The sequence below is a fragment of the Mesorhizobium abyssinicae genome, from assembly GCF_049887195.1.
GTDB classification, from domain to species: Bacteria; Pseudomonadota; Alphaproteobacteria; order Rhizobiales; family Rhizobiaceae; genus Mesorhizobium; species Mesorhizobium abyssinicae.
In genome coordinates, this window is the sequence record NZ_JARAKC010000002.1 from 56,957 (window position 1) to 80,073 (window position 23,117).

General features: G+C 65.6%; 24 protein-coding genes. 7 read left to right on the forward strand and 17 right to left on the reverse strand.

Features of this window, described 5'->3' with window-relative positions:
* Nucleotides 1-34: 34 nt before the first annotated feature.
* The 5 genes from PU724_RS04760 to PU724_RS04780 all read right to left on the reverse strand — a co-directional run bounded on the left by PU724_RS04760 (nt 35) and on the right by PU724_RS04780 (nt 4,093).
* Nucleotides 35-385: a hypothetical protein gene (locus tag PU724_RS04760; protein ID WP_127310621.1), complete on the reverse strand. Its 351-nt coding sequence runs from the start codon at nt 383-385 to the stop codon at nt 35-37.
* A gap of 97 nt (nt 386-482) precedes the next feature.
* The gene (gene abc-f, locus PU724_RS04765) at nt 483-2,105 is read right to left on the reverse strand and encodes a ribosomal protection-like ABC-F family protein (RefSeq protein WP_127284968.1); all 1,623 of its coding nucleotides are present in this window, start codon (nt 2,103-2,105) and stop codon (nt 483-485) included.
* 179 nt (nt 2,106-2,284) lie between these two features.
* Entirely contained in the window at nt 2,285-3,028 is a 744-nt protein-coding gene (locus tag PU724_RS04770) for a 2OG-Fe(II) oxygenase (protein WP_127393463.1), read from the reverse strand.
* 104 nt (nt 3,029-3,132) lie between these two features.
* Nucleotides 3,133-3,657 (reverse strand): carboxymuconolactone decarboxylase family protein, encoded by a 525-nt coding sequence (locus PU724_RS04775; protein WP_127284966.1) that lies wholly within the window; start codon nt 3,655-3,657, stop codon nt 3,133-3,135.
* Between the two features lie 13 nt (nt 3,658-3,670).
* Nucleotides 3,671-4,093 carry an OsmC family protein gene (locus PU724_RS04780; protein ID WP_354420569.1) on the reverse strand — a complete coding sequence of 141 codons (423 nt, stop codon included), beginning with the start codon at nt 4,091-4,093 and terminating at the stop codon, nt 3,671-3,673.
* Nucleotides 4,094-4,277: 184 nt separating this feature from the next.
* Here PU724_RS04780 and PU724_RS04785 point away from each other — a divergent pair, with 184 nt between their 5' ends.
* Nucleotides 4,278-4,949: a phytochelatin synthase family protein gene (locus tag PU724_RS04785; protein ID WP_128274696.1), complete on the forward strand. Its 672-nt coding sequence runs from the start codon at nt 4,278-4,280 to the stop codon at nt 4,947-4,949.
* A gap of 15 nt (nt 4,950-4,964) precedes the next feature.
* On the opposite strand, the gene PU724_RS04790 is transcribed toward PU724_RS04785, so the two are convergent.
* Together PU724_RS04790 and PU724_RS04795 are read right to left on the reverse strand one after the other, a co-directional pair.
* Nucleotides 4,965-6,464 (reverse strand): AMP-binding protein, encoded by a 1,500-nt coding sequence (locus PU724_RS04790; RefSeq protein WP_292169568.1) that lies wholly within the window; start codon nt 6,462-6,464, stop codon nt 4,965-4,967.
* Between the two features lie 82 nt (nt 6,465-6,546).
* Nucleotides 6,547-7,371: a p-hydroxycinnamoyl CoA hydratase/lyase gene (locus PU724_RS04795; protein WP_127284963.1), complete on the reverse strand. Its 825-nt coding sequence runs from the start codon at nt 7,369-7,371 to the stop codon at nt 6,547-6,549.
* Nucleotides 7,372-7,474: 103 nt separating this feature from the next.
* Between PU724_RS04795 and PU724_RS04800 the strand changes: the two genes are divergently transcribed.
* Nucleotides 7,475-7,927, forward strand: coding sequence for a MarR family winged helix-turn-helix transcriptional regulator (locus tag PU724_RS04800; protein WP_127284962.1), 453 nt, complete (start codon nt 7,475-7,477; stop codon nt 7,925-7,927).
* Between the two features lie 245 nt (nt 7,928-8,172).
* Nucleotides 8,173-9,426 carry a cytochrome-c peroxidase gene (locus tag PU724_RS04805; RefSeq protein ID WP_426213047.1) on the forward strand — a complete coding sequence of 418 codons (1,254 nt, stop codon included), beginning with the start codon at nt 8,173-8,175 and terminating at the stop codon, nt 9,424-9,426.
* A gap of 349 nt (nt 9,427-9,775) precedes the next feature.
* Here the strand turns inward: PU724_RS04805 and PU724_RS04810 are convergent, their stop codons facing one another.
* Nucleotides 9,776-10,372, reverse strand: a complete 597-nt coding sequence (locus tag PU724_RS04810) for a dihydrofolate reductase family protein (RefSeq protein WP_354420570.1) — start codon at nt 10,370-10,372, stop codon at nt 9,776-9,778.
* A 108-nt stretch (nt 10,373-10,480) separates the two neighbouring features.
* On the opposite strand from PU724_RS04810, the gene PU724_RS04815 reads away from it, so the two are divergent.
* Together PU724_RS04815 and PU724_RS04820 are read left to right on the forward strand one after the other, a co-directional pair.
* A complete protein-coding gene (locus PU724_RS04815; RefSeq protein ID WP_127391951.1) occupies nt 10,481-10,948 on the forward strand; it encodes a winged helix-turn-helix transcriptional regulator in 468 nt (155 codons plus the stop codon).
* A gap of 70 nt (nt 10,949-11,018) precedes the next feature.
* Nucleotides 11,019-11,744, forward strand: coding sequence for a 3-keto-5-aminohexanoate cleavage protein (locus PU724_RS04820; protein ID WP_354420571.1), 726 nt, complete (start codon nt 11,019-11,021; stop codon nt 11,742-11,744).
* A 25-nt stretch (nt 11,745-11,769) separates the two neighbouring features.
* Here PU724_RS04820 and PU724_RS04825 read toward each other — a convergent pair whose 3' ends face one another.
* On the reverse strand, nt 11,770-12,276 hold the full coding sequence (locus PU724_RS04825) for a GFA family protein (RefSeq protein ID WP_354420572.1): 507 nt from the start codon (nt 12,274-12,276) through the stop codon (nt 11,770-11,772).
* Nucleotides 12,277-12,645: 369 nt separating this feature from the next.
* On the opposite strand from PU724_RS04825, the gene PU724_RS04830 reads away from it, so the two are divergent.
* The gene (locus tag PU724_RS04830; RefSeq protein WP_426213048.1) at nt 12,646-12,870 is read left to right on the forward strand and encodes a tRNA-specific adenosine deaminase; all 225 of its coding nucleotides are present in this window, start codon (nt 12,646-12,648) and stop codon (nt 12,868-12,870) included.
* Between the two features lie 89 nt (nt 12,871-12,959).
* Here the strand turns inward: PU724_RS04830 and PU724_RS04835 are convergent, their stop codons facing one another.
* Entirely contained in the window at nt 12,960-14,018 is a 1,059-nt protein-coding gene (locus tag PU724_RS04835) for a Gfo/Idh/MocA family protein (RefSeq protein ID WP_354420574.1), read from the reverse strand.
* Nucleotides 14,019-14,192: 174 nt separating this feature from the next.
* A complete protein-coding gene (locus PU724_RS04840; protein ID WP_354420576.1) occupies nt 14,193-14,978 on the reverse strand; it encodes a ThuA domain-containing protein in 786 nt (261 codons plus the stop codon).
* A 278-nt stretch (nt 14,979-15,256) separates the two neighbouring features.
* On the opposite strand from PU724_RS04840, the gene PU724_RS04845 reads away from it, so the two are divergent.
* Entirely contained in the window at nt 15,257-16,012 is a 756-nt protein-coding gene (locus PU724_RS04845) for a bestrophin-like domain (RefSeq protein ID WP_354420578.1), read from the forward strand.
* A gap of 2 nt (nt 16,013-16,014) precedes the next feature.
* Here PU724_RS04845 and PU724_RS04850 read toward each other — a convergent pair whose 3' ends face one another.
* The 6 genes from PU724_RS04850 to PU724_RS04875 form a co-directional block, all read right to left on the reverse strand.
* Nucleotides 16,015-17,262 carry a glycosyltransferase gene (locus PU724_RS04850; RefSeq protein WP_354420580.1) on the reverse strand — a complete coding sequence of 416 codons (1,248 nt, stop codon included), beginning with the start codon at nt 17,260-17,262 and terminating at the stop codon, nt 16,015-16,017.
* A gap of 291 nt (nt 17,263-17,553) precedes the next feature.
* A complete protein-coding gene (locus tag PU724_RS04855) occupies nt 17,554-19,026 on the reverse strand; it encodes a tlde1 domain-containing protein (protein WP_354420582.1) in 1,473 nt (490 codons plus the stop codon).
* Between the two features lie 493 nt (nt 19,027-19,519).
* A complete protein-coding gene (locus PU724_RS04860) occupies nt 19,520-20,764 on the reverse strand; it encodes an NAD(P)/FAD-dependent oxidoreductase (RefSeq protein WP_354420584.1) in 1,245 nt (414 codons plus the stop codon).
* Entirely contained in the window at nt 20,761-21,480 is a 720-nt protein-coding gene (locus PU724_RS04865; RefSeq protein ID WP_354420586.1) for a methyltransferase domain-containing protein, read from the reverse strand. Before PU724_RS04865 ends, PU724_RS04860 begins: the two co-directional genes overlap by 4 nt.
* Nucleotides 21,477-22,544 carry a type III polyketide synthase gene (locus PU724_RS04870; protein ID WP_354420588.1) on the reverse strand — a complete coding sequence of 356 codons (1,068 nt, stop codon included), beginning with the start codon at nt 22,542-22,544 and terminating at the stop codon, nt 21,477-21,479. The genes PU724_RS04865 and PU724_RS04870 overlap by 4 nt, the downstream gene beginning before the upstream one ends.
* 264 nt (nt 22,545-22,808) lie before the next feature.
* Complete coding sequence (locus PU724_RS04875) at nt 22,809-22,970, reverse strand: hypothetical protein (RefSeq protein WP_354420589.1); 162 nt, start codon at nt 22,968-22,970, stop codon at nt 22,809-22,811.
* Nucleotides 22,971-23,117 lie beyond the last annotated feature (147 nt).

A 23,117-nucleotide genomic window follows, 5' to 3' on the forward strand; every position in this document is an offset into this window, starting at 1 on the left:
ACGGGCACCCAGTCTCCAAGCAGGGCGATCCCGGCTATGGATATTTCGTCGGGGCCTGTGGGCTTGACTCGCCCTGCAACGCCTTGGGCAGCGGAAGGCTCGAGCATTGCATGTGCACCTCGCGGGCGAGCGCCTTTCGCTGCTTCTGCTCGTGCTCCTTGACGGCTGCTATGATCCCCAACCCGTACGGGCCGAGCACGACGAACCCCCAGCCCGGGTGGTTCTTTTCGCGAGCGTCGTAATCCGAAGCGTCCGCGCGGGCTTGCTGGCATTGCGGCGACGCCCATTTCTGATCCTGCTGCGAAAGCGACGCTTCATAATCGACCGGCGAGGTCGCGCATCCGGCCACTGTCGCGGCCAACGCGACCGACATTGCAATTCTCATCCCGAAGCTTCCCCTGAAGCATCGTGGAGGGTACACGGAATTCTTCTTCCGGCAATCGCGTGCCGGATGACTGTAGCGGGTCATGGCCGCCGTCTCCCTAGCTCCTCAGCCCCGGCGCTTCCTGTCCGGTGCGTTCGACATATTCGGTATAGCCGCCGCCATAGGTGTGGATGCCGTCGGGCGTCAACTCCAGCACGCGGTTGGACAGCGCAGCGAGGAAATGGCGGTCGTGCGAGACGAACAGCATCGTGCCTTCATATTGCGAAAGCGCGTTGATCAGCATCTCCTTGGTCGCCATGTCCAAATGGTTGGTCGGCTCGTCGAGCACCAGCAGGTTGGGCGGGTCGAACAGCATCAGCGCCATCACCAGCCGCGCCTTCTCGCCGCCCGAGAGCACGCGACACTTCTTATCGATCTCGTCGCCGGAGAAGCCGAAACATCCGGCGAGCGCGCGCAGCGGCGCCTGGCCGGCCTGCGGGAAATTGTCTTCCAGCGTCTGGAACACGGTGCGCTCGCCTTCGAGCAGTTCCATGGCGTGCTGGGCGAAATAGCCCATCTTGACGCTCGGACCGCGCGCCACCGTGCCTTGGTCAGGCTCGGAAGCACCGGCAACCAGCTTCAATAGCGTCGACTTGCCGGCGCCGTTGATGCCCATCACGCACCAGCGCTCGCGCCGGCGCACCTGGAAGTCGAGGCCGGCATAGATGCTGCGGCTGCCATAGCTCTTGTGGATGCCCTTCAGCGTCGCCACGTCCTCGCCGCAGCGCGGCGCCGGCTGGAAGTCGAAGGTCACCGTCTGGCGCCGCTTCGGCGGCTCGACGCGATCGATCTTGTCGAGCTTCTTCACCCGGCTCTGCACCTGAGCGGCGTGCGAAGCGCGCGCCTTGAAGCGCTCGATGAAGGCGATCTCCTTGGCCAGCATCGCCTGCTGGCGCTCGAACTGCGCCTGCAACTGCTTGTCGGCCAGCGCCCGCTGCTCCTGGTAGAACTCGTAATTGCCGGAGTAGGAGGTGAGCGAGCCGGCGTCGATCTCGACGATCTTGGTGACGATGCGGTTCATGAACTCGCGGTCGTGCGAGGTCATCAGCAGCGCGCCGTCATAATTCTTCAGGAATTGCTCCAGCCAGATCAGGCTTTCGAGGTCGAGATGGTTGCTCGGCTCGTCGAGCAGCATCACGTCGGGCCGCATCAGCAGGATGCGGGCGAGCGCGACGCGCATCTTCCAGCCGCCGGAGAGTTTCGCGACGTCGCCGTCCATCATCTCCTGGCTGAAGCCGAGGCCGTCCAGGACCTCACGGGCGCGGCCGTCCAGCGCATAGCCGTCGAGCTCCTCGAAGCGGTGCTGCAACTCGCCGTAGCGCTCGATGATGGCGTCCATTTCGTCGGCGCGGTCGGGGTCGCCCATGGCATGCTCGAGTTCGCGCATCTCGGCGGCGACCGCGCTCACCGGCCCGGCGCCCTCCATCACCTCGGCAACGGCGCTCATGCCTTCCATGTCGCCGACATCCTGGCTGAAATAGCCGATAGTGACGCCGCGATCGACCTGGACCTGGCCTTCGTCCGGCAGTTCCTGCCCGGTGATCATGCGGAAGAGCGTCGTCTTGCCGGCGCCGTTCGGGCCGACGAGGCCAACCTTCTCGCCCTTCTGCAAGGCGGCCGAGGCTTCGATGAAGACGATCTGACGGCCGTTCTGCTTGCCGATGTTTTCGAGACGGATCATAGGACGGTCCGGATAAATGCGCTGATGTGGCGGGATTTGCCCGAGCGCTTACCCGAATGAAGGCGGCGAGGGAAGAGGCAGAAGCGCCGCAGATGAGACATTGGAGATTGGCGAAGGGCGGCGGCGACAGCCGATCTCCCCCCTCGTGGGGGGAGATCAGCAGCTTCGGCGCCCCGTCTTTATTTCGCGTCGTGGAAGATGATCCCGACCGTATGCCGTTGCCCCGAGCGCAAGCGGCTGACGCCGTGGCGCAGGTTCACGCGATAGTGCCCCTTCTTGCCTTGCACCGGCCGATTGTGGACGGCGAAGATCACCGCGTCGCCTCGCCTCAGTGGTACCACCTCGGCGCGGCTCTGCATGCGCGGGCGCTGTTCGGTGAGCACGAATTCGCCGCCTTTAAAATCCTCGCCTGGCTCGGACAACAGGACCGCAACCTGCAACGGAAAGGCGAGCGCGCCGTAGAGGTCCTGGTGCAGGCAGTTGAAGTCGCCAGGGCCGTATTGCAGCAGGAGCGGCGTCGGCTTCGTTTGGCCCTCGTCATGGCAGCGCTTCAGGAAGGCGGCGTGGTCGCCGGGATAGCGCAGCGCCACCCCCATCTTCTCGTGCCAGTCGTTGGCGACGGTGGCCAGCCGCGGATAGAGCGCGGTGCGCAGGCCTTCGATCAGATCGGGGAGCGGATATCGGAAATAGCGGTACTCGCCCATGCCGAAACCGTGGCGCGCCATCACCACATGGCTGCGGAAATGCTCTTCATGCGGATAGAGCGCGGCGATTTCGGCGCATTCGTCGGCGGCGAGAAGCGCGGGCATGACGGCACAGCCATGGGCGTTCAGTTCACCGGTCAGAGTGCGCCAGTCCTGGGCTGCGACGCGCGCTTCGGCAGAGCGGATTTTACGATGCGAGCTTATCGAATGGATGGTCACTGGTGCCTCCTTTGATGGGATCAAGGTGGGGCGGGTGAAAGGTGGCGGCCACCCGATTCCTGCGGAGGTGGGCTCTCCCTTCTCTCCTGTGGGAGATCGCGCTTTCACCGCTTGCGATACCCCTCCAGCTCCGGATCGAGATCCACCCGTACCGCATTGGTGAACAGGCAGGTCGCCACCATGATGCCGGCGAAGGCGACGAGGTTGACCAAGAGCGTGTCGTCGTAGCGCGACTTGAGCGCGGCCCAGACCTCCTCCGGAACAGCATTGGCATCCGCCGCGACCGCCTTGCCGAACCTTATCAGCAACGCCTCGTCGGCGGTCGGCTCGAGCGCCTCCGGATCGAAGCCGGAATCGATCAGCGCGCGGCGGAAGAAGGTGACGGGGATCTCGGCGCGGCAGGTCTCGGAGATCGCGTGCGACAACAACCAGATGGCGCGGTCGTCGAGCGCGGGCTTGAGCAGATCGCGCAGCGTGAACCATTCGGCATAGATGCGATGGGCGGCCGGCGAATGGAGCAGGATGCGCTTCATGTTGGTCATGCGGCCGCGCAGGCTGAGCTCCCTGTCGTGCTCGGCGCGGATTTCTTGCGACGCCGTCGAATAGTCGATGGGCGGGATCATTGCCATGGGAACGGTCGCCTCACCCAAGCGTCGCGTGCAATTCTGGCGTTGCGCGCAGCGTGTTGGAGACGGTGCATATCGCCTCGGCATCCTCGACGATGCGCTGCTTGGTCGCTGCGTCGAGATCGCCGGAAATATCGAGCCTGATGTTGAAGCGGACGACGCGGGACGGCTCGTCCGCCGCCTTCTCGCCGCCGACCTCGGCGCGCACCTCGCCGAGCTGCGCAGCCACGCCGAGACGCATGGCAGCGATGCGGGCGCTGATCACCATGCAAGCGGCGAGCGAGGCATAGAGCAGGTCGAGCGGGTTGAAGCCCGGCGCGCTGACGCCGGTGACGACATCGACCGTGCCGCCGGTCGGCGTGGTGACGACCGGCAGGCTGCCCGGCTGCAGGACAGCGGTTGCGCCGGTGACGCGGGTCCTCACCTTGAGCTCACTCATCGCGGTATCCCTTTCGGCCGGCGGCACGCCAAAAATCGAGGGCGCAGCCGCCGCGGCGCACGCCCTGCCCCGCTATATGGTACGCGAGGGGCCGACGTCGCAACATCGACTGATGTCTCTGGTTCCGCTAGGCTGCAACACCTTGTTGCATTGTCCTGATGCTGCACTGTCTCGAGGTTCGGCAATGAAGCGCGGTCTCGCTTTCGCTCTGATTGCAGGCATTGCCGGCGTTGGCCTGCTCGGCGGCGGCGCGCTTTTGACTATCGGTCAATCCGCCGTCTCGCAGGACGCTATCCAGTCGTCGGTTATCCGCACCCCGGCATTGATCGACAGCGCCTGGAAGCTGCCGGTGGCCGCCTCGTTCAAGGCCGACCTCGACTGGCAATCGAACAGCTCGCGATGCGGGCCTGCAAGCGTCGCCAACACATTCCGCTCGATCGGCGAAGAAGAGACGACCGAGGCCGAAGTGCTTGAGGGCACCGGCAAATGCTGGACAGGTTTTTGCATCGTCGGGCTCACGTTGGACGAGGTTGCCGAGGTCGCTCGAACGAAAACCAGCCGGAAAGTCTCGGTGCTGCGCAACCTGAGCGCCGAAGAGTTCCGCGAGCACTTGAAGCGCGCCAACGATCCGAACCGCCGCTACATCATCAACTTCACACGCGAGAAGATTTTCGGCGCCGGCAGCGGCCATTTTTCTCCAATCGGAGGGTATCTGGAAGCCGAAGACATGGTTTTCGTGCTCGATGTCAACGAGCGCTACAAGCCCTGGCTGGTTGAGCGTGAACGCCTGTTCTCGGCCATGGACACCGTCGACAGCGATGGCGACAAAAAGCGGGGCTTGCTGCTGATCGAGTAGACCTTCACAGCGGCCTCAACCCGACTTACCCCACCTGCGCAGCAGATGCTTCTGGATCTTGCCCGATGCCGTGCGCGGCAGGGCTTCCATGGCCAAGAATTCCTTTGGCACCTTGTAGCGGGCGATGCGCGCGGCGCAGTGGCTGGCGAGGGCCGCCGGGTCGAGCATGCGGCCGGGTTTCAGCACCACAAAGGCGCGGCCGACCTCGCCCCAGCGCTCGTCGGCGACACCGATCACCGCCACCTCGGCGACATCGGTATGGGCAAGCAGCGCCATCTCGACCTCGGCCGGGAAGACGTTCTCGCCGCCGGAGATGAACATGTCCTTGCGGCGGTCGACCAAAGTGACGAAGCCGTCTTCGTCGCGCTTCGCCATGTCGCCGGTGCGGAACCAGCCGCCCGCGCTGAAGGCGCGCGCCGTCTCCTCCGGTCGGTTCCAGTAGCCCGGCGTGATGTTGGGGCCGGCGAGCCAGATCTCGCCCGCCTCCCCCGGTGCGACTTCGTTGCCGGCATCATCGACGATGCGCAGCGAGACCATTGGTGCCGGCAGGCCGGCCGAGCCCGCCTTGGCGGCGATACGCTCGGCCTCCAGCGGCATGCCGAGCACGGTGCCGGCCTCGGTCATGCCAAAACCGTCGACCATCGGCACGCCCTGCTTGAGCCACCACGTTATGTCGGCGGCAGGGTTCGGCGCACCGCCGGTGAAGAGCGCCACAAGCGATGTCCAGCGCGCAGGCTCAAAGCCGGCATGTTCGCGCAGCATCCTCGCCATTTGCGGCACGCAGAAATAATGGGTGACGCCGAGCGCCGAGTCGGCGAGCCGGCCGTTGGTGACGCCGGGCTCGAAGCCGGAGGAGACCAGCACGGTGCCCCCCTTGAGCAGCACCGGGCGCAGATTGGTGATCAGGCCGATGACATGGAACATCGGCGCGTCGCAGAGGACGACGCTGTCATGGCCGACGCGGCCGATGACGCCGAAATTGACCGCGGTGGCGAAGGCATTGGCCTCGGTGACGATGACGCCCTTCGGTTGGCCCGACGTGCCTGACGTGTAGAGGATGATCGACGGCCGGTCTGCTTCCGGCAAAGGGCGACGCGGCGCTGGCTCGGCCTCTTCCACGGCCGCCTGGAAGCGCGCGACGTCGAGCGGCGCGCAGCCGGTAGGCGGCGCCACATCGAGCCCGGTGTCGTGGACCAGAAGCGCGGGATCGCAATCGGCCAGGATCGCCTGCCGCTCGGGCGCGGCGAGCCGCCAGTTGACCGGCACGAAGACGGCGCCGAGGCGCATCGCCGCCTGCTGCAGGATGACGAGGTCAGCGCTGTTGCGGGCCAGCGCGGCGACCCGCTGCCCCTGCCCTACGCCATGGTTTTCGAGCACCGCGACCGCGCGCTGGATGGCGTCGTCGAGCGCGGCGTAGGTCCAGCGGCGTCCGGACGCCAGGTCGACGCAAGCAAGGCGGTCCGGCTGCGCGCGGGCATGCAGGGCAATGGGGTCCGGTGTCGTCCATGCCGGCATTGCGATCTCCTCCCGTGTCACGCGCCGTATCGGGTGCCAGCCGGCATCGATCGCCGGCCGGTGTCAGGTCACATCGACCGGATCATCTCGCCTTGTCGTAGGCGCCGAGGCCGGGCTTGTAGCTCTTTTCGTCGATGAACTGGCGGATGCCTTCCTTGCGGCCTTCATTGTCGAAGGAATTCGCCGCCTCCTGCGCCCGCACCAGATAGTCCTCGGCATTGTCGTAGGTCATCTCGGCGACGCGGCGGATGGCGTCCTTGGTGGCCTTGAGCGCGACCGGGTTCTTCTTCAACAGGATCCCGGCCACCTCGGCGACACGCGCCTTGAGACCTTCCAGCGGGTGGCTTTCATTGACCAGCTTCCAGGCCGCCGCCTTCCTGCCGTCGATCAGTTCGCCGGTCAGTGCATGATACATAGCGTCGCGCATAGACAAGAGATCGACCACCACCTTGGTGGCGCCGCCGCCGGGCAGGATGCCCCAGTTGATCTCGGAGAGCGCAAACTGCGCCTCGTCGGCGGCGAAGGCGAGATCGCAGGCAAACAGCGGGCCATAGCCGCCGCCGAAGCACCAGCCATTGACCATGGCGATGGTCGGCACGCGATACCAGCGCAGCCGCCGCCACCAGCCATAGGCCTCGGCTTGAGCCTTACGCACGGCGCCCTGGCCCTTCGCCTCGGTCTCACGGAAATATTCCTTGAGGTCCATGCCGGCCGACCAGGCGGCGCCTTCGCCGGAGAGCACGAGAACGCCGACATCGTCGCGGAATTCAAGTTCGTCGAGCACCTGCATCATGCGCCGGTTGAGCGCCGGGCTCATCGAATTGCGCTTGGCCGGCCGGTTGAAGCGGACCCAGGCGATGCCGCCCTCGACATCGAAAGCGACGGTATCTTCGATTTCCTCTGCCATGGTCAACTCCTCCGATATCGCTATGCTACATAGCTTTTATCTTCGCTATGTCGCATAGTATTTTTGTCTTGACAAGGGGCCGGATCGCGGCAATCGATCGGACATGGACGAAACCGGCAACGACCTCGCCGAGGACGCGCTCGACGCGCAGATCGGCTACAATCTGCGGCGCGCCTCGGCGCTGGCGCTCAACGATTTCGCCATCGAGATGGCGGAAGCGGAATTGCGCCCCGTCACCTACGCCATGCTGGCGCTGATCGACGAACGGCCGGGCATCCGCGCCGCCGGGCTTTGCCGGCTGCTCGCCATGAAGAGCGCCAACATGGCGCCGCTGCTGGCCGAGCTCGAGGAGCGCGGCCTGATCGAGCGCGACGACCATGCCAAGGATCGGCGCGTGCAGGAGCTTCGGCTGACCGAGGCGGCCAAGGCCGCGATGCCGGCCTGGCGGCGTCAGGTGCGCCTGCACGAGGACCGCTTCCTGCATCGGCTGACCAGCAAGGAGCGCGCAACGCTGCTGCGGCTGCTGCGGCTGATCTGGGTGGATGAGGCGGAGTGAGCGCCGGCGCGCTCCCAACTCTAGGCAAAACAATCCGATAGCTGCGCATCCTGCCGGATTGATTCATCTGTTCTGCAGGGGAAGCGGCGTAACGGGCTTCCTTCCTTCACGCCCTCAGCGCGTCAGATCGAGCGCCACTGTCACTTTTGTGACATTCTCCCCGCGAACACGGTTGCTGAGCTTCGCGACCGGTCATCAATCCGTTGCACTGGGCACCTAGCCCCGGCGCAAACCGGACCATGCCTATGCCGACAAGACGATGGAAAGGCCTGACAATCGCGATCGCCACGGCGGCGATGTTCGGCTTCGCCTTACCGGCGACCACCGCGGGCAGCACCCATCCCGGCCCGCTGTCGCGCGCGGAGGCTTTCGCGCGAGCGCAGGCGCTGACGGCGCTCGGCCGGAAAATGTTCTTCGATCCGTCGCTGTCGGCCTCGGGCAAGCAGGCCTGCTCCTCCTGCCATGATCCCAACCACGCCTTCGGGCCGGCCTCGGCGGCACCGGTCGAGATGGGCGGGCCCAATCTCGACCGGCCGGGCCTGCGCGCGGTGCCATCGCTGCGCTACCTGCAGGCGGCGCCCGCCTTCACCGAGCACTTTTACGATTCCGAGGATGAGGGCGACGAGAGCGTCGACAACGGTCCGACCGGCGGACTGACCTGGGACGGCCGCGCCGATCGCGGCCAGGAGCAGGCGAAGATCCCCCTGCTCTCGCCCTTCGAGATGGCCAACAAGGATGAGGGCGCGGTTGTGGCGGCGTTGCGCAAGGCGGCCTATGCGCAGGAGTTCCAGGCGGCGTTCGGCGACGGCGTGTTCGAGCGGCCGGGCGACGCCTTCGATGCCGCCGCCGAAGCGCTCGGCACGTTCGAGCAGAGCAGCGCAGATTTCTACCCCTATTCCAGCCGCTACGACGCTTTCCTTGCCGGCAAGGCGACACTCTCGGCGCAGGAACTGCGCGGCCGCGCCGTGTTCGAGGACGAAGCCAAGGGCAATTGCGCCAGCTGCCATCTGAGCCGGCCCAGCAACAATGGCGAGCCGCCGCAGTTCACCGATTATGGGCTGATCGCCATTGCCGTGCCGCGCAACGCAGCGATCCCGGCCAATGCCGATCCGGCCTATGTCGATCTCGGCCTGTGCGGCCCGCTGCGCACCGACATCAAGGGGCACGCTGAATATTGCGGCCTGTTCAAGACGCCGACGCTGCGCAACGTGGCGTTGCGAAAGAGCTTCTTCCACAACGGGTATTTCCACACGTTGCGCGATGCCGTCGCCTTCTACGCCAGCCGCGACACGGATCCGGGCCGCTGGTATCCAAAGGGCGCCGACGGCACGATCAACCAATATGACGACCTGCCAAAGGCTTACCGGGGAAACCTCAATACGGATCCGCCTTTCAACGGCAGGAAACCAGGCGACAGGGCGGCGCTGACCGACGCCGAGATCGACGACATCGTCACGTTCCTCGGCACGTTGACGGACGCCGATCAGGCGGGACATTGAAGGCGGGCGCAGTGCAGGCCACGGACCGGCGGACTTTCCTCCGGCCAAAAAAATATCGGTGAACAGTCTGCCTGTGTGGCCTCCGTCACAGGGTCGCCGGAAAGTTCCTGCTATATTAGCATCTTCTTCTGAGAGCGGGGGCTCGAATGAGGTTTGTAGCGGTGCAGGAGCCGCCCCATCATAGCTGGGCGGTGTTTGATACAGTCAGGGACGAGCCCGCCGCCTATGCCGGGCGCGTGCTCATCGGGCTGACGTCGCACGAGGCCCGGTGCTTCACGGCCGCGGCCAACGACGATGCGGGAAAGCGGCGGGCGAACAAGCCGTTGCGACGGCGCGCTGCCGGCCTGATTCAGGTCGCTCGGCCGGCCGGCGCGTAGCGGTTCACCACCATGCCGCAGGCATAGGCCTTCGAGCCGATTAGCTTCAGCCTGGCGAAGCCGCCCTGATCGAATATGCGGCGGCCGCTGCCCAGCACCGCCGGGTTGATGAAGAACTGGAACTCGTCGACCAGCCTGGCGGCGATCAGCGCCGAGGCGAAGCCGGCGCCGCCGAAGACGGCGATGTTGCCACCCTCGCCCACCTTCAACGCATTGACCTCGCGCGGCAGGTCGCCGCTGGCGACCCGCGTGCGCTCCCATCGCGAAGTCCTCAGCCTGTCGCTCAACACCACTTTCTGCGCTTCGACGATGCGCTGGGCGAAGGCGTAGAAACGGTCCTTCGGGAATTTCCTCGCCGCATTGCCCCAGTGGGTGAGATAGCCCTCCTCGGCCATCTTGCGGCTGAGCAGGATGGTGTCGACGGTTTCGAACACAGCGTTGAAGTCCTGCTTCAGCGCATCGTCCCAGTCGCTGTCGTCGCCCCATTCCCAAAGCTGCCAGCGATGGTCCTCATCGGCGCCGACGAAGCCGTCGACCGACATCTGCATTTGCAGGATCAGCTTTTTCATTGCGCGGTCCTCTTCGCGTTGCTCACATACGGTTTACTTTTGGAACCAGTTGACGCGAAGGAACGAATGATGTCAATTGTAAAGTGATTTACAAATGGAAGCAAATCAATGTCGACCAGGGAAAGGTCCGGCTGTCCGATCAGCCTCTCGCTCGAACTGCTAGGCGACCGCTGGACGCTGCTCATCATCCGCGACCTGGTCTTCGCCGGGAAAAAGCATTTTCGCGAGTTCCTGCAATCTGACGAGGGCATCTCGTCGCGCACGCTCGCCGAGCGGCTGCAGACGTTGCAGGACGAAGGCATCCTCACCCGCAGCGAAGACCCGACGCACGGGCTGAAGGCGATCTACCGGCTGACGGAGGCCGGCATCGACCTGCTGCCGGTGCTGGCGACGCTCGGCGCCTGGGGCAGCAAATATCGCAAGGCGGACGAGAGCCTGGCTCGAATTGCCAGGGAATTCGCGGCGGATGGCGCGCCGGCGTTGGCGCGGATGAAGGAGAGGTTACGGAAGGAGCAGGTAAGGCTCGGCGGGGCTGGGGGCGCGAAAAGTCGCGGCGCCGCCGGGATCACCCTGTAGCGCTTTCATTACTGCCGTTCCCGCTGACCCCGCCCTGCGCTAGACTGGCATTGCAACCGGATTGCCAGCCATGATCGTCCAGGCCTGCATCAATGGCGCCCGTTCCGCCGATTTCCATCCCGCACTGCCGCTCGACGCCGACGCCATGGCGCGCGACGGCGCGGCTTCGGTTGCGGCGGGTGCTGCCGACCTGCATGTCCACGCGCGCGGCGCCGACCGACTGGAGAGCCTCGCGCCGGCAGCAATGGACCGCACCGTGCTGGCGCTGCGCCGCGCCTGTCCGGGCACGCTGATCGGCGTTTCCACCGGCGCCTGGATCGAGAAGGGCGACCTGCGCACGCTGGTCGCCATCGCCGGCTGGCATGAGCTGCCGGACTATGCCTCGGTCAATCTCAGCGAGACGGCGGCGCCTGTCGTGATGGAAAGCCTGCGCCAGCGCGGCATCGGCATCGAGGCGGGCCTGGCCTCTATCGCCGACGCCGAGCGGCTGATCAGTCTCGACCATGGCGGACGCGTGCTGCGCGTGTTGATCGAGATTTCCGAGCAGGCACTGGACGAGGCTTTCGCCGTCGCCGACGGCATCGAGAAGGTGCTGGAGCGCGCCGGCATCCGACGCTCGATCCTGCTGCATGGCGAGAATGCGACGGTGTGGCCGTTCGTCGAGCGGGCGGCAGCGCGGAAGCTTTCGACCCGCGTCGGGCTGGAGGATGGGAAGGAATTGCCGGACGGCGGCATCGCGGCCGGCAATGCGGCGCTGGTGGCGGCGGCGGTGACGATTTATCGGGCAGGGCGATAGGAGCGCGAAGAACGCTCGCAAGAAGTCAGCCGATTTTCGCCAGAGGCTCGGCGCTAATCTCCACCCACTCGCAGCGCCGGCTGTCGTGATAGAAGGACTGGAACGGCGGCGGGAAGGACGGGTCGGCGAAGGCGCCCACCGGAATCGCGATCACGCCGGGCTGGGTGTCGATCCGGTAGTGGACGGTGGTGCCGCAATCAGGGCAGAAGCTGTAGCTGACGCGGCCGCCCTCCTCGCCGATGCGGGTGAAATCCGCAGCCCGTCCCTGGATCGATACGTCACCTTCCTTGAAGCGGACATTGTAGCTGAAGGCGCTGCCGGTGCGCCGTTTGCAGTCCAGGCAGTGGCAAACGGAAATGCGAACGATCTCGCCCGAGCAGACGGCTGAAAGCTGGCCGCAGGAACATTCCGCGCGACGGGTGATCATGACCGCTCCTTTCAGCTCCGCCCCCGCCTTGTCCGGGACAGCGCAGATCGGCACCTTATTGAGTTCGGCGGCGCGGCGGAAGGACGCTTGCGCCTCACGTGCCACGGAGCGCGGCGGCCCTTGTGAGGCCTGGCTGGCGACAATTAGCGCTTGCTAATCATATCCCTCGGCAGCAATCTCGGCGCAACAGCCGCTCATCGGCTGGATGTCGGCATGATGGGGTATTGCCATGACCCGCGATCAAATGTTTGCCCATCTGCGATCCGCCGACGCTGTCGCGCGCGAGGCGGCAGCGCATGGGCATCATCCGTTCGGCTGCGTGCTGGTCGGGCCCGATGATCGCGTGCTGATGCGGCAGGGCAATCTCAACACCGTGCGCCATGCCGAGACCGAGCTCGCCCGCCGCGCTGCCGGACCTACGAGCCCGAGTTCCTCTGGCAATGCACGCTGGTCTCAACCGGCGAGCCCTGCGCGATGTGCACGGGCACGCTCTATTGGGCGAACATCGGCCGGCTGGTCTACGGCTTCGAGGAGAGCGAGCTCCTGGCGCTCACCGGGGATCATGCGGAGAACCCGACGATGAGCCTTTCTTCGCGCACCGTGCTCGATTCCGGCCAGAAGAAGATCGAGGTCTTTGGCCCCTTCCCCGAAATCGCCGACGAATTGATCGCGCCGCACCGCGATTTCTGGAAACGCTGACCGGTCCTTGCGACAAGGGACGACGCCCGCAACGATCCCAGGCACGAATGTTTCGACTTTCCTGCCGGCTGTGGCCGGCAGTACCACCCTCACTGCGTGTCCGCGTGCGCTCTCAGTTCGGCGCGCTTCTCGTCGGATACCACCGAGAGATCCAGCACCTTCTGCAATTCGGCGGCGTGGCGGAAGGTCGGCTCGGGCTGGACGCCGCTCTTCACCGCATCGACGAAGCGCTGGTAGTTGGTCGGCACCGTGCCGGCGTCGAGCACCTCCCATCTGGCGTTCTCGACATTGTCGCCGACGCAGGCCTTGAGCAGCGAGCCGTCGAGATTGTGCACCACCTCGATGCCGCCCTTGTCGCCGTAGATGCGCAGCCTCAGCTCGTTCAGATGCCCGCTCGCCCAGCGGCTCGCGTGCACCACGCCGAAGGCGCCGTTGGAGAAATCGAGCGTCATGGCGAAGCTGTCATTGGCGTCGAGCCCGTATTCGCCGATGCGATTGCCCGGCGCCTTGTCGAAGGCGCGCAGGCGGCAGAAGACATGGTCGATGTCGAGCGCCGCGCCATAGCTGGCGAAATCGAGGATGTGGATGCCGACATCGCCCAGCACGCCGTTCGAGCCGTGGCCGCGCGACAGGCGCCACAGCCATTTCGGATCGGTGCGCCAGTCGCCCCAGAATTTCGACACCAGCCAGCTCTGCAGGTAGGACGCCTCGACATGGCGCACCGTGCCGATCTCGCCGGCCTGCACCATGGCGCGCGCCTTCTGCAAGGGGGCGACATTGCGGTAGGTGAGGTTCACCATGTTGACGATGCCGGCGGCTTCAGCCGCATCCGCCATCTCGCTTGCCTTGCCGAAGTTCTCGGCCAGCGGCTTCTCGCACAGCACCGGCTTGCCCGCGGCGATCAGCGCCATGGTGGTCGGGTGGTGGATGCGGTCCGGCGTGACATTGGCGACGGCATCGAATTCGCCCCATTTCAGCGCCTCCTCCAGCGAAGTGAAGCGGGTGGGGATCTTGAAGCTGTCGGCGAATTCGCCGACCCGGGCCGGATCGACATCGACGGCGCCGACGATGTCGACGCCATCGATGGCGCTGAAACGGCGGGCATGTTCCTGCGCCATCCAGCCGGTACCGAGTATCAAAAGCCGCATTTTTGCTCCTCCGAGCGGATTGGTTCGATTCAATAATATGGGCGACTGTGGTCTAAGCGCGATTCTTACGCAATCCCAGAAGGAAAAAACGCTGCCTTTTCCGGAACGCTTTCTGTTGCCTGTTGCGCGCGCAATTCCGGACGGAAAACCGTGCGCACGTTTCCTGGAATTGCTTTAGCGGAAGCCGGCTTCGCCCGCCGCGTGCAACTTGCCGCCGCGCTCGACGATCGACTCAAGCGCCTTGTCGACCGGCACATTCGGCGCGTCGAGTATGGCGGGCTTTGCCCCTTGCGGGTTATGCGCCCACTTCACCGCATTGCGCAGCACCTTGTGAACGGTGGCGTCGTGATAGGTCGGATAGGTCTCGTGGCCCGGCCTGAAGTAGAAGATGCTGCCGGCGCCGCGCCGGTAGGTAAGCCCGGAACGGAACACCTCGCCACCCTGGAACCAGGAGATGAACACCGTCTCCAGCGGCTCCGGCACGGCGAACTGCTCGCCATACATCTCCTCGTTCTCCAGCTCGAAGAATTCGCCGACGCCTTCGGCGATCGGGTGGCTGGGACTCGTCACCCAGAGCCGCTCGCGCTCGCCGGCCTCACGCCATTTCAGCGTGCAGGGCGTGCCCATCAGCCGCTTGAAGATCTTCGAGAAATGGCCGGAGTGGAGGACGATGAGCCCCATGCCTTCGAAGACGCGGCGCGCCACGCGCTCGACCACTTCGTCGGCGACGGCGCCATGGTCCTTGTGGCCCCACCAGACCAGCACGTCGGTCTCGGCCAGCCGCGTTTCGGGCAAACCGTGCTCGGGCTGCTCCAGCGTCGCGGTCGAAGCCTGGATGCCGGGGGCGGCTTTCAGCGCGTTGGCGATGGTGGTGTGCATCCCCTCGGGATAGATCGACGCGACCACCTCATTGGTGCGCTCATGGATATTCTCGCCCCAGACGACAGCGCGTATTGTCATGACATCCTCGTGGTGAAACCGGAACCGACCCGCCCCGGTCATACATAGTCCGCCCAGGCGCGAATGGAAACGTTTTCGATGGTGATGTTCTGTCCCAAGGGCGCGAGGAGGCGCTGCGCGGAACGCGAACCGAGGCGAGCCTTGCCGCCCCTCCAGCGTAAAGTTCTGGCCTCGAAAACCCTTCCAAACCAGCACAATAGGCGCCCCTCCTCCGACTCTGAATCAACCCGACCCGGCAACCCTTTGGCAAACGCCGCGTCTCGGTTACAATATCGGCCATGCGCGAAGCGTTGCTTGGGGTCGCGATCTTTGTCTGCCTGGCCGGAGCGTCGCTCACCAGCCTGCTGATCCATGGTCGCTTTCCGCCGCATCACCGCCAGGACGATACCAGCGCGATCGTGCGGCTCGCCGCCAACCTGTTCGTGGTGATGACCTCGCTGGTGCTCGGCCTGATGATCAATTCGGCCAAGAACACATTCGAAGCCATCGACCACAATCTGCACGCCTATGCGACCGAGCTGATCCTGCTCGACCGGTCGCTGAGGCAATACGGCCCCGAGACGCAAGCCGCGCGCCAGCCGCTGATCGCCTATGTGCAGCGCGTGGTCGACGCCACCTCGCCAAGCCAGCAATCGCCGATCGTCGCCAACCGGCTGTCTGAGCTGCTGCTCAACAATGTGGGCGACCAGCTGAGCGTGCTGACGCCGCCCGACGACAGGCATGCAGACATGCTGCGGGATGCCCGCCAGCAGCTGCAAAAGGTGATCGAATTGCGCTGGGTGCTGGCCGAACAGTCGGAAGGCGCGATCCCTGGAGCGCTGATCGCGCTTCTTGTCGCCTGGCTGGTGCTGATCTTCGCCAGCTTCGGCTTCAGGGCGCCATGCAACGCAACGGTCGTCGCCACCTTCGTCGTGTCGGCGGCCCTGGTCGCCGCCGCGCTCTATCTGATCATGGACATGGACATACCCTTCTCCGGCCCGATCCAGATCTCTCCAGCGCCGCTCGAAAGGGCGCTGGCGGAGCTGAAGCAATGAGGTCAGCTCCCGCCCCGGCCTAGGTCAGCGAGCAGCAGCCTGGCGGCCACCGCCGCTCCGTCGCCGCGGATCGAGCCGGCGAGCACGACCGCCCGGGCGCGGGTTTCCGGCGCGAGCGCCGTCGCAAGGGCTGCCGACAATGTCGCCGTGGTCGGTATAGGGCCGTCATGCGCCGCCCCTATGCCAAGTTCGGCCACCCGCCGAGCCCAATAGGGCTGGTCGCCGATCTGCGGCACCACGAGCTGAGGCGCTCCTGCCCGGGCAGCGGCGACGGTCGTGCCGGCGCCGCCGTGATGGATGACGGCGGCCATCCGGCCAAACAGTGCCTGCTGGTTGACGTCGCCAACGGCGAAGCAGTCGTCGCGATCGTCGATCAGGCCGAGCTCGGCCCAGCCATGCGCGAGCACAGTACGGCGACCGTGAGCCCTGACCGCCTCGATGGCCGCGCGGGCAGATTCGCTGGCGACCGCTATGGAGCCAAAGCCGACATAGACCGGCGGAGAGCCGGCTTCGAGGAACGCCTCCAGCCCGTCGGGCAGCGGTCGTTCGTCCGGCAGGATCAAGGCGCCGGTCTGGACGGCGTCGATCAGGTCCGACGGCTGCCACGGCCCCAACGTCGCGTCGCAGGCGAGCAGGACGGGATCGCCGTAGACATAGTCGCGGACATTCGCCACCGGCGGCAATCCGAGCGAGGCGCGGTGGCTGTTGATCGCACCGCCGAACAGTGCGTTCTTGGTCAGGATGTCCGTCTGCCACAGCAGCCGGTTGTCGGTTACCCCGGCTGGAAGAGGATGGCCCGGATATTCATGCGGCCGGTTGTGCGCCGAAGGCAGCCAGATGGGGCAGAACGTGCCAAGCATGTAGCGCATGCCCCGCTGCTCCGCGACCAACCGCGCGGCGGCGCAGGACGGAAACAGGCCGAAAGCCACCACCGCGTCGCAGCCTTCTGCGGCTGCCGCCAGCGCATCATACTGCCTGGCGACGATCTCGGCCGCCTGGCCGGAGACGAGCGCTGCCACGCCCTCGGGCGATGCCGATCTCCTGCGCCGGATCATCTCCTTGGCCCATTCGCGCACCGGCGAAAAGGCCGGCGCCAGTGGGACGCCGGCGCGGGCACACAGAGCGGCGAACTCCTCATCGCCGGGGGCACTTACCCGCACCTCGGCGCCGACGTCCTGCAGCCGCGCGCCGAGCGCCACCACCGGTTCGACATCGCCACGCGAGCCATAGGTCGACAGTAAAATCCGCATGCAAACTCCCTTTCCTAAACTGAGGTCAAGGGCAGCGTACATACGGCATTGCCGGGGGCTTGCCGCAAGCCCGGGCTGCGCCATATATGCTTTCTGGGAGGGGGAGTTCTCCCTTTCCTCATCCGCAATTCGATGGAACCGGTCACTGCCGCTGTTGCAAGAGACGTGGCGAAGACATCAAGCGCGTGCGTCGACCGCGCCGCGCGTCAACGGCGGTAAAGACCGCAAACCGTTAAGAGATTAAAGGCAGCCTACCGGCAACTAGCTGCTGCCGGCATAGTGGCGGGCGGGTCAGCCCTGGCGGCCTTCCTGGGCGACCTGGGTGGGCGACCCGTTCAGGCGCGGCACAACGACCAGGCGCTTGATCTTCCCCTTCTTGAAGGCAGAGAGGAAGCGGCCATAATCCTTGAAGGCCACGCAGCCGCTGGATTGGGCTGGGGAGCCGCGCAGCAGATAGGTATGGGCGAGCAGACCGTTGCGGTTATATTTGTTCCTGCCGCTGGTCGGCGTCAGCCGGATCGCCTCGACGCCGTGGAAGCGCGATTCACGCATCGACAGATTGTAGGTGTCGGGCGGCGTCGGGCCGGAATTCTTGCGGTTGGCGAAGCGCGGCTGGTCGGCCATGGCGCCCTTCCCCGAATGCGCCTCCAGCTTGGAACCATCGGGCATGTAGACCGTCGCTGTCGAGATGTCATAGACGGCGACGCCGTTGCCCACGCTTGGCCTGTTGCTGAACAGGTTGCCGAACACGCCGCCCGCGCCGCGCTCCGGCATGTCGGGCTTGGCGTAGGCGAGCATCTCCGCGTCCTGGGCCTTCGACCGCTTGCCCGGCTTGGCCGGCTTGCCCTGGCTGGCCTGCACGCCCGGCAGGGTCGGCACGGCCGCCTGCTCCGAGCTGCGCGGCGACAGGATCGACGCCTTCCCGGACGGCGGCACATCGGCGGCCTTGGCCGACTGGGCCTTGCCGGTCCTTGCCGCCTGTGGCATCTCGGTCCCTGGCGCATCAGTCCTGCTGGCCTGGCCCTTGGGAGCCAAGGCCTTGGGGGCCGGCTGATCGATCTCGGCCTGCGGCCGGCCGGTTGGCAGCGGAACTGCGTCCGGCATCTCGTCTTGCGGCGGCAGCGAGGCGAGCTGAACTTCGGGCGGCTCCTGCCCAGCGTCAGGCCCGGCCATAGCCACCGATGGCGGCGGCGCCAGCATGTCGACCTCCGGCATTGCATTGGCGAGCGCCAGGGCCAGTCGCGACGAGCGTTCGATTTCCGCCACCTGCGGCCCGAAGCGCACCGATGCCGGGCCCTGCTGGTCGGGCAGGCGAACCGATTCGGCGAAGCGGGCATCGGCCGGCAGGCTGGCCAGCAGGGCCGGCTTGTCCTGCGCGCGGGCGAAGGCCTCCGCCAGCTTTTGCGGCGACAGCTTTGCCCTGGCGACGACGCTGTCGAAGCGGTCGGTCGAGGCTGTGTGCGCCACGGTTTCCGGCGCGGCCATCTTCGGTGCGACGCTATCGGGGTGGGCGGATGCGAGGCGGGCCATCTTGCCGGCATTGCCGGCAGCGGCGAAGCTCGAGGCCTGGCGCACGCAGCCCGCATCGCAGCGCCCGAGCAGCGCCTGCCGATGCGGGGCGCCAACCGGAAGCTGCAGCATCCAGGAACTGGCAGTCGCGCGGCGCGGATCGGCGAGCGCGATGCTGCCCGGCGCAAGCAGGCTCGGCGGCAATCGGTTGGAGGCGGCGGTGAGCGAGGTGCCCACCGAATAGAGGCCAGCCATGGTCGCCACGGACCATAGAGCGAGGGCGGCGCCGACAGCAGGCACCGCAACCCAAAGATGGCCACCAGATTTCTTCGAAGTTACTCCCTCTTCAGGAGCATTACCCCGGCTTTTCAAACGCAAAGACGCCATACAACCACTCTCAATCGGCATGCCGGTTCGCGGACCTGGCACCCGTCACGATCACAGTTCGCCTGGTGCCCCCTGCACCTTCACGCGTCTGTTGCCGATTGATTCAAAAGATGGACAAAGATGGTTAACCAATCCCTCCAGCGACCGCCGATTGCACTGCGGTCGACACGAAAAAAGAGCCCTCCACAGTCTCCGCTATGGTAAAAATGCTCTCCCTCACTTGCCTTGCTGCCCGTTTTTCCGGCCTGTGTCAAGAAAACGTGAAGACCGGAACCGCAACGTCTTCAGCCGGCTAGAGGCGGATTAGGGTTAAAATGCGGCGTGGCGACAGGAAGCTCCGGCCATCCGAAAAACTGGCCAGTCAGCCAAATCCGGGAACTCGCCTTGTCTTGCCGCTCAGATGCGCGCCCAATGTCAGCGCTTGCGGAAGATTCCGGACAGCCACCCTCATCAAGGCTGGACCGCCGGGGCAAAATGCAAGCCGGGCGATGCCCGCGGCTGTGTAGACTCGGGTCGAGAACAATCCTCTCCAGGCGGCCTCGTAGCGTCTGCCGACCGCTTCGCGGTCCGCCTGGCCCGTTGGCGCCCCGCCGAGCTCCGAAGCCAGCAGCCAGCCGGACTGAAGCGCCATCGAGATGCCTTCGGCGATGATGGGATGCGATTCCCCGGCCGCATTGCCGACCCGGAAGATATCGTGCTCGTAGCAGGCGCGGATGCCGGGCCGGATCGGTCCGGCCGCAAGCCATGGACCGTCGAGGCGGGCTCCCTCCAGGACATCGCTCACGCCCCGGCAGGATGACATGAGGTGGCGGCAGACCGCATCGGCCGCAGATAGGTGGCCATTCTCCTTGGGACCATCCTGTTCGGGGGGATGGTTGCCGCGCAGCCGCGCGAGCACGTCGCGCCTGATGCAGCAGGAGATCGACAGCCGGCCATGGTCGGCGAAGACCATGCCGCCATAGCCGCCAGGAAATACCAACAGCGGCATCAGATCAGTTGCGAGCGACGATCCGATGAAATGCGCTTTGAAGCCGAGCAGGTCCGACGGGCGGCTGGACTTTGCGAGTTGGCTTGGCAGGGGGCCCGGTTCCCAGGAACCGTGCGCCGCGACGATCACCGGCGCCCGCAACATCGTGTGTTCGTCGCTGACATTACTGGCTTGAATACGTACCGTCTGCATGTCGCCATCCCGGTCGATGGCGACGGGCCAAAAGGGCTGGAAGATTTCGGCGCCCGCCGAGCACGCCGCCTGCAAGAGCAGAGCGTCGAGCACGTCCCGGCCCAGCGCCCGGCCGAAGCCGTCATCTGCACTGCGCCCTGCTCTTGCCGGAGGCATTGCCGCCTCAACGCGGGTATTGCCGGAGAAGAAGCCGACGCGGCGGATTTGCGGGCCTGCACTGGCGCGCCAGGCGTCGCCTATCTCCAGCCGGTCGAGAAGCGCGAGATTGCTTGCCGAGATGTATTCGCCGCAGACCTTGCGGCGCGGGAACAGCCGCTTTTCCACGATCGCTACCGCCCATCCGCGCCGGGCAAGCGTCAGCGCAACGGATGTACCCGCCGGCCCGGCGCCGATGATGATCGCATCATGGGTCGACAGACGTGTCATGGGTCCGGATCGGAAACGCTACCGGCGCCGACGAAGACGTGGGAAAACGGACCGGCACGCCGTTCCTCGAGCGGCATGCCGTTGACCTTAAGCCAGAGAGCGGAGAGCTCGTTGCCGCGAAAGCCGGCGCGTACGCTCTGGGCCGCATCGTGCCGGGTGACGTCGTTGACGCCGATCGCCGGCAGAAGGCCGGCAGCGACGAGCGCCGGCTTCGATCTCAGCGGTTCGGTTGCCAGGAGCAAAGGCGCTTTGGGCGCCAGCAGTGAGAACAGACGCAGCAGCCCGGCGTCATCGAAATGATGCAGGAAGAGGTTGACGGTGATCGCGTCGTAGCGGCTGCCGCCGGCCCGTTCCGCCCAGTCGAAGACGTCGGCGGTGATGCCTGCAACCGTCCACCCCAGACGGTCGAAATCCACCGAGAGTTCGGCGGTGAGAACGTCGACACGGTCGAGCAGCGTCAGTTCCACCCGCGGCCACTGCTTGACCATGCGCCGGGCCACGGCCAGCATGAAGGTGCCGTCGCCGGCGCCGACCTCCAGGATGCGGCCCGGCGGCTTCGGCACGAATTTCCTCAGCAATGACGCCATGATCCGCGCCTGGAGCATCAGCGCGTTGATGCGGCGGAGGTCACGGCGTGAAGCGCGCGCCCGTGGATCGTCGGCGGCGAGCCTATCCAGGATTTCCGGGATAAGGCTGCGCTGCGCGAGCGCGGTCATGAGACGGTCCTGAACAGCATGGTCTCGGCCGTCAGGCCGGGTCCGAAAGACATGCCGCAGCCCAGCAGTCCGCCGGGCTTCTTCAGCATCTTCTCCATCACGAACATGACCGTCGCAGACGACATGTTGCCGTAGCCGCGCAGCACCTCGCGCGACGGCTCGAGCGCGGCCGGTTCGAGATCGAGCGCCCTTTCGACGGCGTCGAGAATGCTGCGCCCGCCGGGATGCACGGCCCAGAGGTCGATCGCCTCCGGCGGCCGGCCACCAAGGATGGCGTCCTGGCTGCTTCGCAACACTTCCTGGACCGCCCCCGGGACCTTGCCGGAAAGAAACATGTCGAAGCCGTGGTCGCGGATATCCCAGGTCATCAGGTCCCGCTGCTCGTCGGCGACGGCGCAACAGAAGGAGTCGAGCGCGATGCCGGGCGGCTCGGCGGTCACGAGCGTCGCCGCGCAGCCATCGCCCCAAAGGCAGAAAGAGAGCAGCTTTTCCAACTCGTCGGTCTCCCTGATGTGCAAAGTGCATATTTCGATATTGACCAGCAGGATCCTGGCCTGCGGATCGGAGCGGACGATGTGGCGGGCAAGCTTGAGGCCGCTGACCGCCGCATAGCAGCCCATGAACCCGACTATCGTGCGCTCGATGCCCGCCGGCAGGCCGCAGCGCTGAACCAGGTCGAGGTCGATGCCGGGCGCGGAGAAACCGGTGCAGGTAGTGACGATGAGGTGGGTGATGCGCGACGCCTCATCGCCAAGATGCAGCCCGTCGACGCTGCTTTGCGCCAGAACGGGGGCGGCTTCGCTGAACATCGCCATTCTCACGGCGGTTCCGGGAAACGCGCCGCGCCTGAAGGTCCCGGCGAAATCGGCCGACGGCCCTTCGGGTTCGAGGGCGGGCGCGAAGCAGGAAAAGCGGTGCTCGATGCCGGCGAGGCCGGCCATGCGTTCGAATATTCTCCTGCGATCGGAGGCCAGCATCGAGGCTGCATAGCGCAGGTAGAACTGGTGCACGTCGTGCTGCGGCACCGCCGTCGCGATCCGGTTGATATAGGCGTTGGCGGACACGTTTCTGCCTCCCTGGGCTCGGGCGCGATGCGCGCTGTGCCGGAGGGATTTTCCGCTACTGACAGGCGCCAGGCGTTGAGCGTTGCCTATTCGATAAACGTTTCGAAAAACCTGTTTCTTCCTGGCGCGATCCAAAACATTCTGAAAGGATCATACGCAAAATCAAAGTGTTACGGTCTCGTCGGCGCGCGAAAGGCGCGCCGGCCACAAGCGCATCAAGCCGGCGTGAATCTTCGGCCCGTCAGGCAAAAGCTTCGGGCCGATTCACTCGCTGCCTTGCACCCCTCCGGCCACGATCAAGGCCCCCTGGTCGCGCTCCGAATATCTGAAGCCGATAAAGAACAAGGCGATGATGATGAGGCAGATCGCCAGCACGGTGGCGAGGATCCTTCCCGGGTGGTTTTCGGCAGGCTGTTTGTCGTCCATGGCGGTTCGCCTCGCTTATGAACCCGACCGGAGCGGAAAGAGTTCCAGGCTCCCGGGCGCAACGCCGGATTGAAGAAGCCGATTGCCGCGATCACGTGACGTCGATAACGACCATCAGCCCGCCGCCGCCCTTCCGTTGAATTTCCG

What these genes read in the sequence shown, in the direction of transcription:
- PU724_RS04760 (WP_127310621.1), bottom strand. Translation starts at nt 385, where the DNA reads ATGAGAATTGCAATGTCGGTCGCGTTGGCCGCGACAGTGGCCGGATGC.
- abc-f (WP_127284968.1), bottom strand. Translation starts at nt 2,105, where the DNA reads ATGATCCGTCTCGAAAACATCGGCAAGCAGAACGGCCGTCAGATCGTC.
- PU724_RS04775 (WP_127284966.1), bottom strand. Translation starts at nt 3,657, where the DNA reads ATGGCAATGATCCCGCCCATCGACTATTCGACGGCGTCGCAAGAAATC.
- PU724_RS04780 (WP_354420569.1), bottom strand. Translation starts at nt 4,093, where the DNA reads ATGAGTGAGCTCAAGGTGAGGACCCGCGTCACCGGCGCAACCGCTGTC.
- PU724_RS04785 (WP_128274696.1), top strand. Translation starts at nt 4,278, where the DNA reads ATGAAGCGCGGTCTCGCTTTCGCTCTGATTGCAGGCATTGCCGGCGTT.
- PU724_RS04790 (WP_292169568.1), bottom strand. Translation starts at nt 6,464, where the DNA reads ATGCCGGCATGGACGACACCGGACCCCATTGCCCTGCATGCCCGCGCG.
- PU724_RS04795 (WP_127284963.1), bottom strand. Translation starts at nt 7,371, where the DNA reads ATGGCAGAGGAAATCGAAGATACCGTCGCTTTCGATGTCGAGGGCGGC.
- PU724_RS04800 (WP_127284962.1), top strand. Translation starts at nt 7,475, where the DNA reads ATGGACGAAACCGGCAACGACCTCGCCGAGGACGCGCTCGACGCGCAG.
- PU724_RS04805 (WP_426213047.1), top strand. Translation starts at nt 8,173, where the DNA reads ATGCCGACAAGACGATGGAAAGGCCTGACAATCGCGATCGCCACGGCG.
- PU724_RS04810 (WP_354420570.1), bottom strand. Translation starts at nt 10,372, where the DNA reads ATGAAAAAGCTGATCCTGCAAATGCAGATGTCGGTCGACGGCTTCGTC.
- PU724_RS04815 (WP_127391951.1), top strand. Translation starts at nt 10,481, where the DNA reads ATGTCGACCAGGGAAAGGTCCGGCTGTCCGATCAGCCTCTCGCTCGAA.
- PU724_RS04820 (WP_354420571.1), top strand. Translation starts at nt 11,019, where the DNA reads ATGATCGTCCAGGCCTGCATCAATGGCGCCCGTTCCGCCGATTTCCAT.
- PU724_RS04830 (WP_426213048.1), top strand. Translation starts at nt 12,646, where the DNA reads ATGTGCACGGGCACGCTCTATTGGGCGAACATCGGCCGGCTGGTCTAC.
- PU724_RS04835 (WP_354420574.1), bottom strand. Translation starts at nt 14,018, where the DNA reads ATGCGGCTTTTGATACTCGGTACCGGCTGGATGGCGCAGGAACATGCC.
- PU724_RS04840 (WP_354420576.1), bottom strand. Translation starts at nt 14,978, where the DNA reads ATGACAATACGCGCTGTCGTCTGGGGCGAGAATATCCATGAGCGCACC.
- PU724_RS04845 (WP_354420578.1), top strand. Translation starts at nt 15,257, where the DNA reads ATGCGCGAAGCGTTGCTTGGGGTCGCGATCTTTGTCTGCCTGGCCGGA.
- PU724_RS04850 (WP_354420580.1), bottom strand. Translation starts at nt 17,262, where the DNA reads ATGCGGATTTTACTGTCGACCTATGGCTCGCGTGGCGATGTCGAACCG.
- PU724_RS04855 (WP_354420582.1), bottom strand. Translation starts at nt 19,026, where the DNA reads ATGGCTGGCCTCTATTCGGTGGGCACCTCGCTCACCGCCGCCTCCAAC.
- PU724_RS04860 (WP_354420584.1), bottom strand. Translation starts at nt 20,764, where the DNA reads ATGACACGTCTGTCGACCCATGATGCGATCATCATCGGCGCCGGGCCG.
- PU724_RS04865 (WP_354420586.1), bottom strand. Translation starts at nt 21,480, where the DNA reads ATGACCGCGCTCGCGCAGCGCAGCCTTATCCCGGAAATCCTGGATAGG.
- PU724_RS04875 (WP_354420589.1), bottom strand. Translation starts at nt 22,970, where the DNA reads ATGGACGACAAACAGCCTGCCGAAAACCACCCGGGAAGGATCCTCGCC.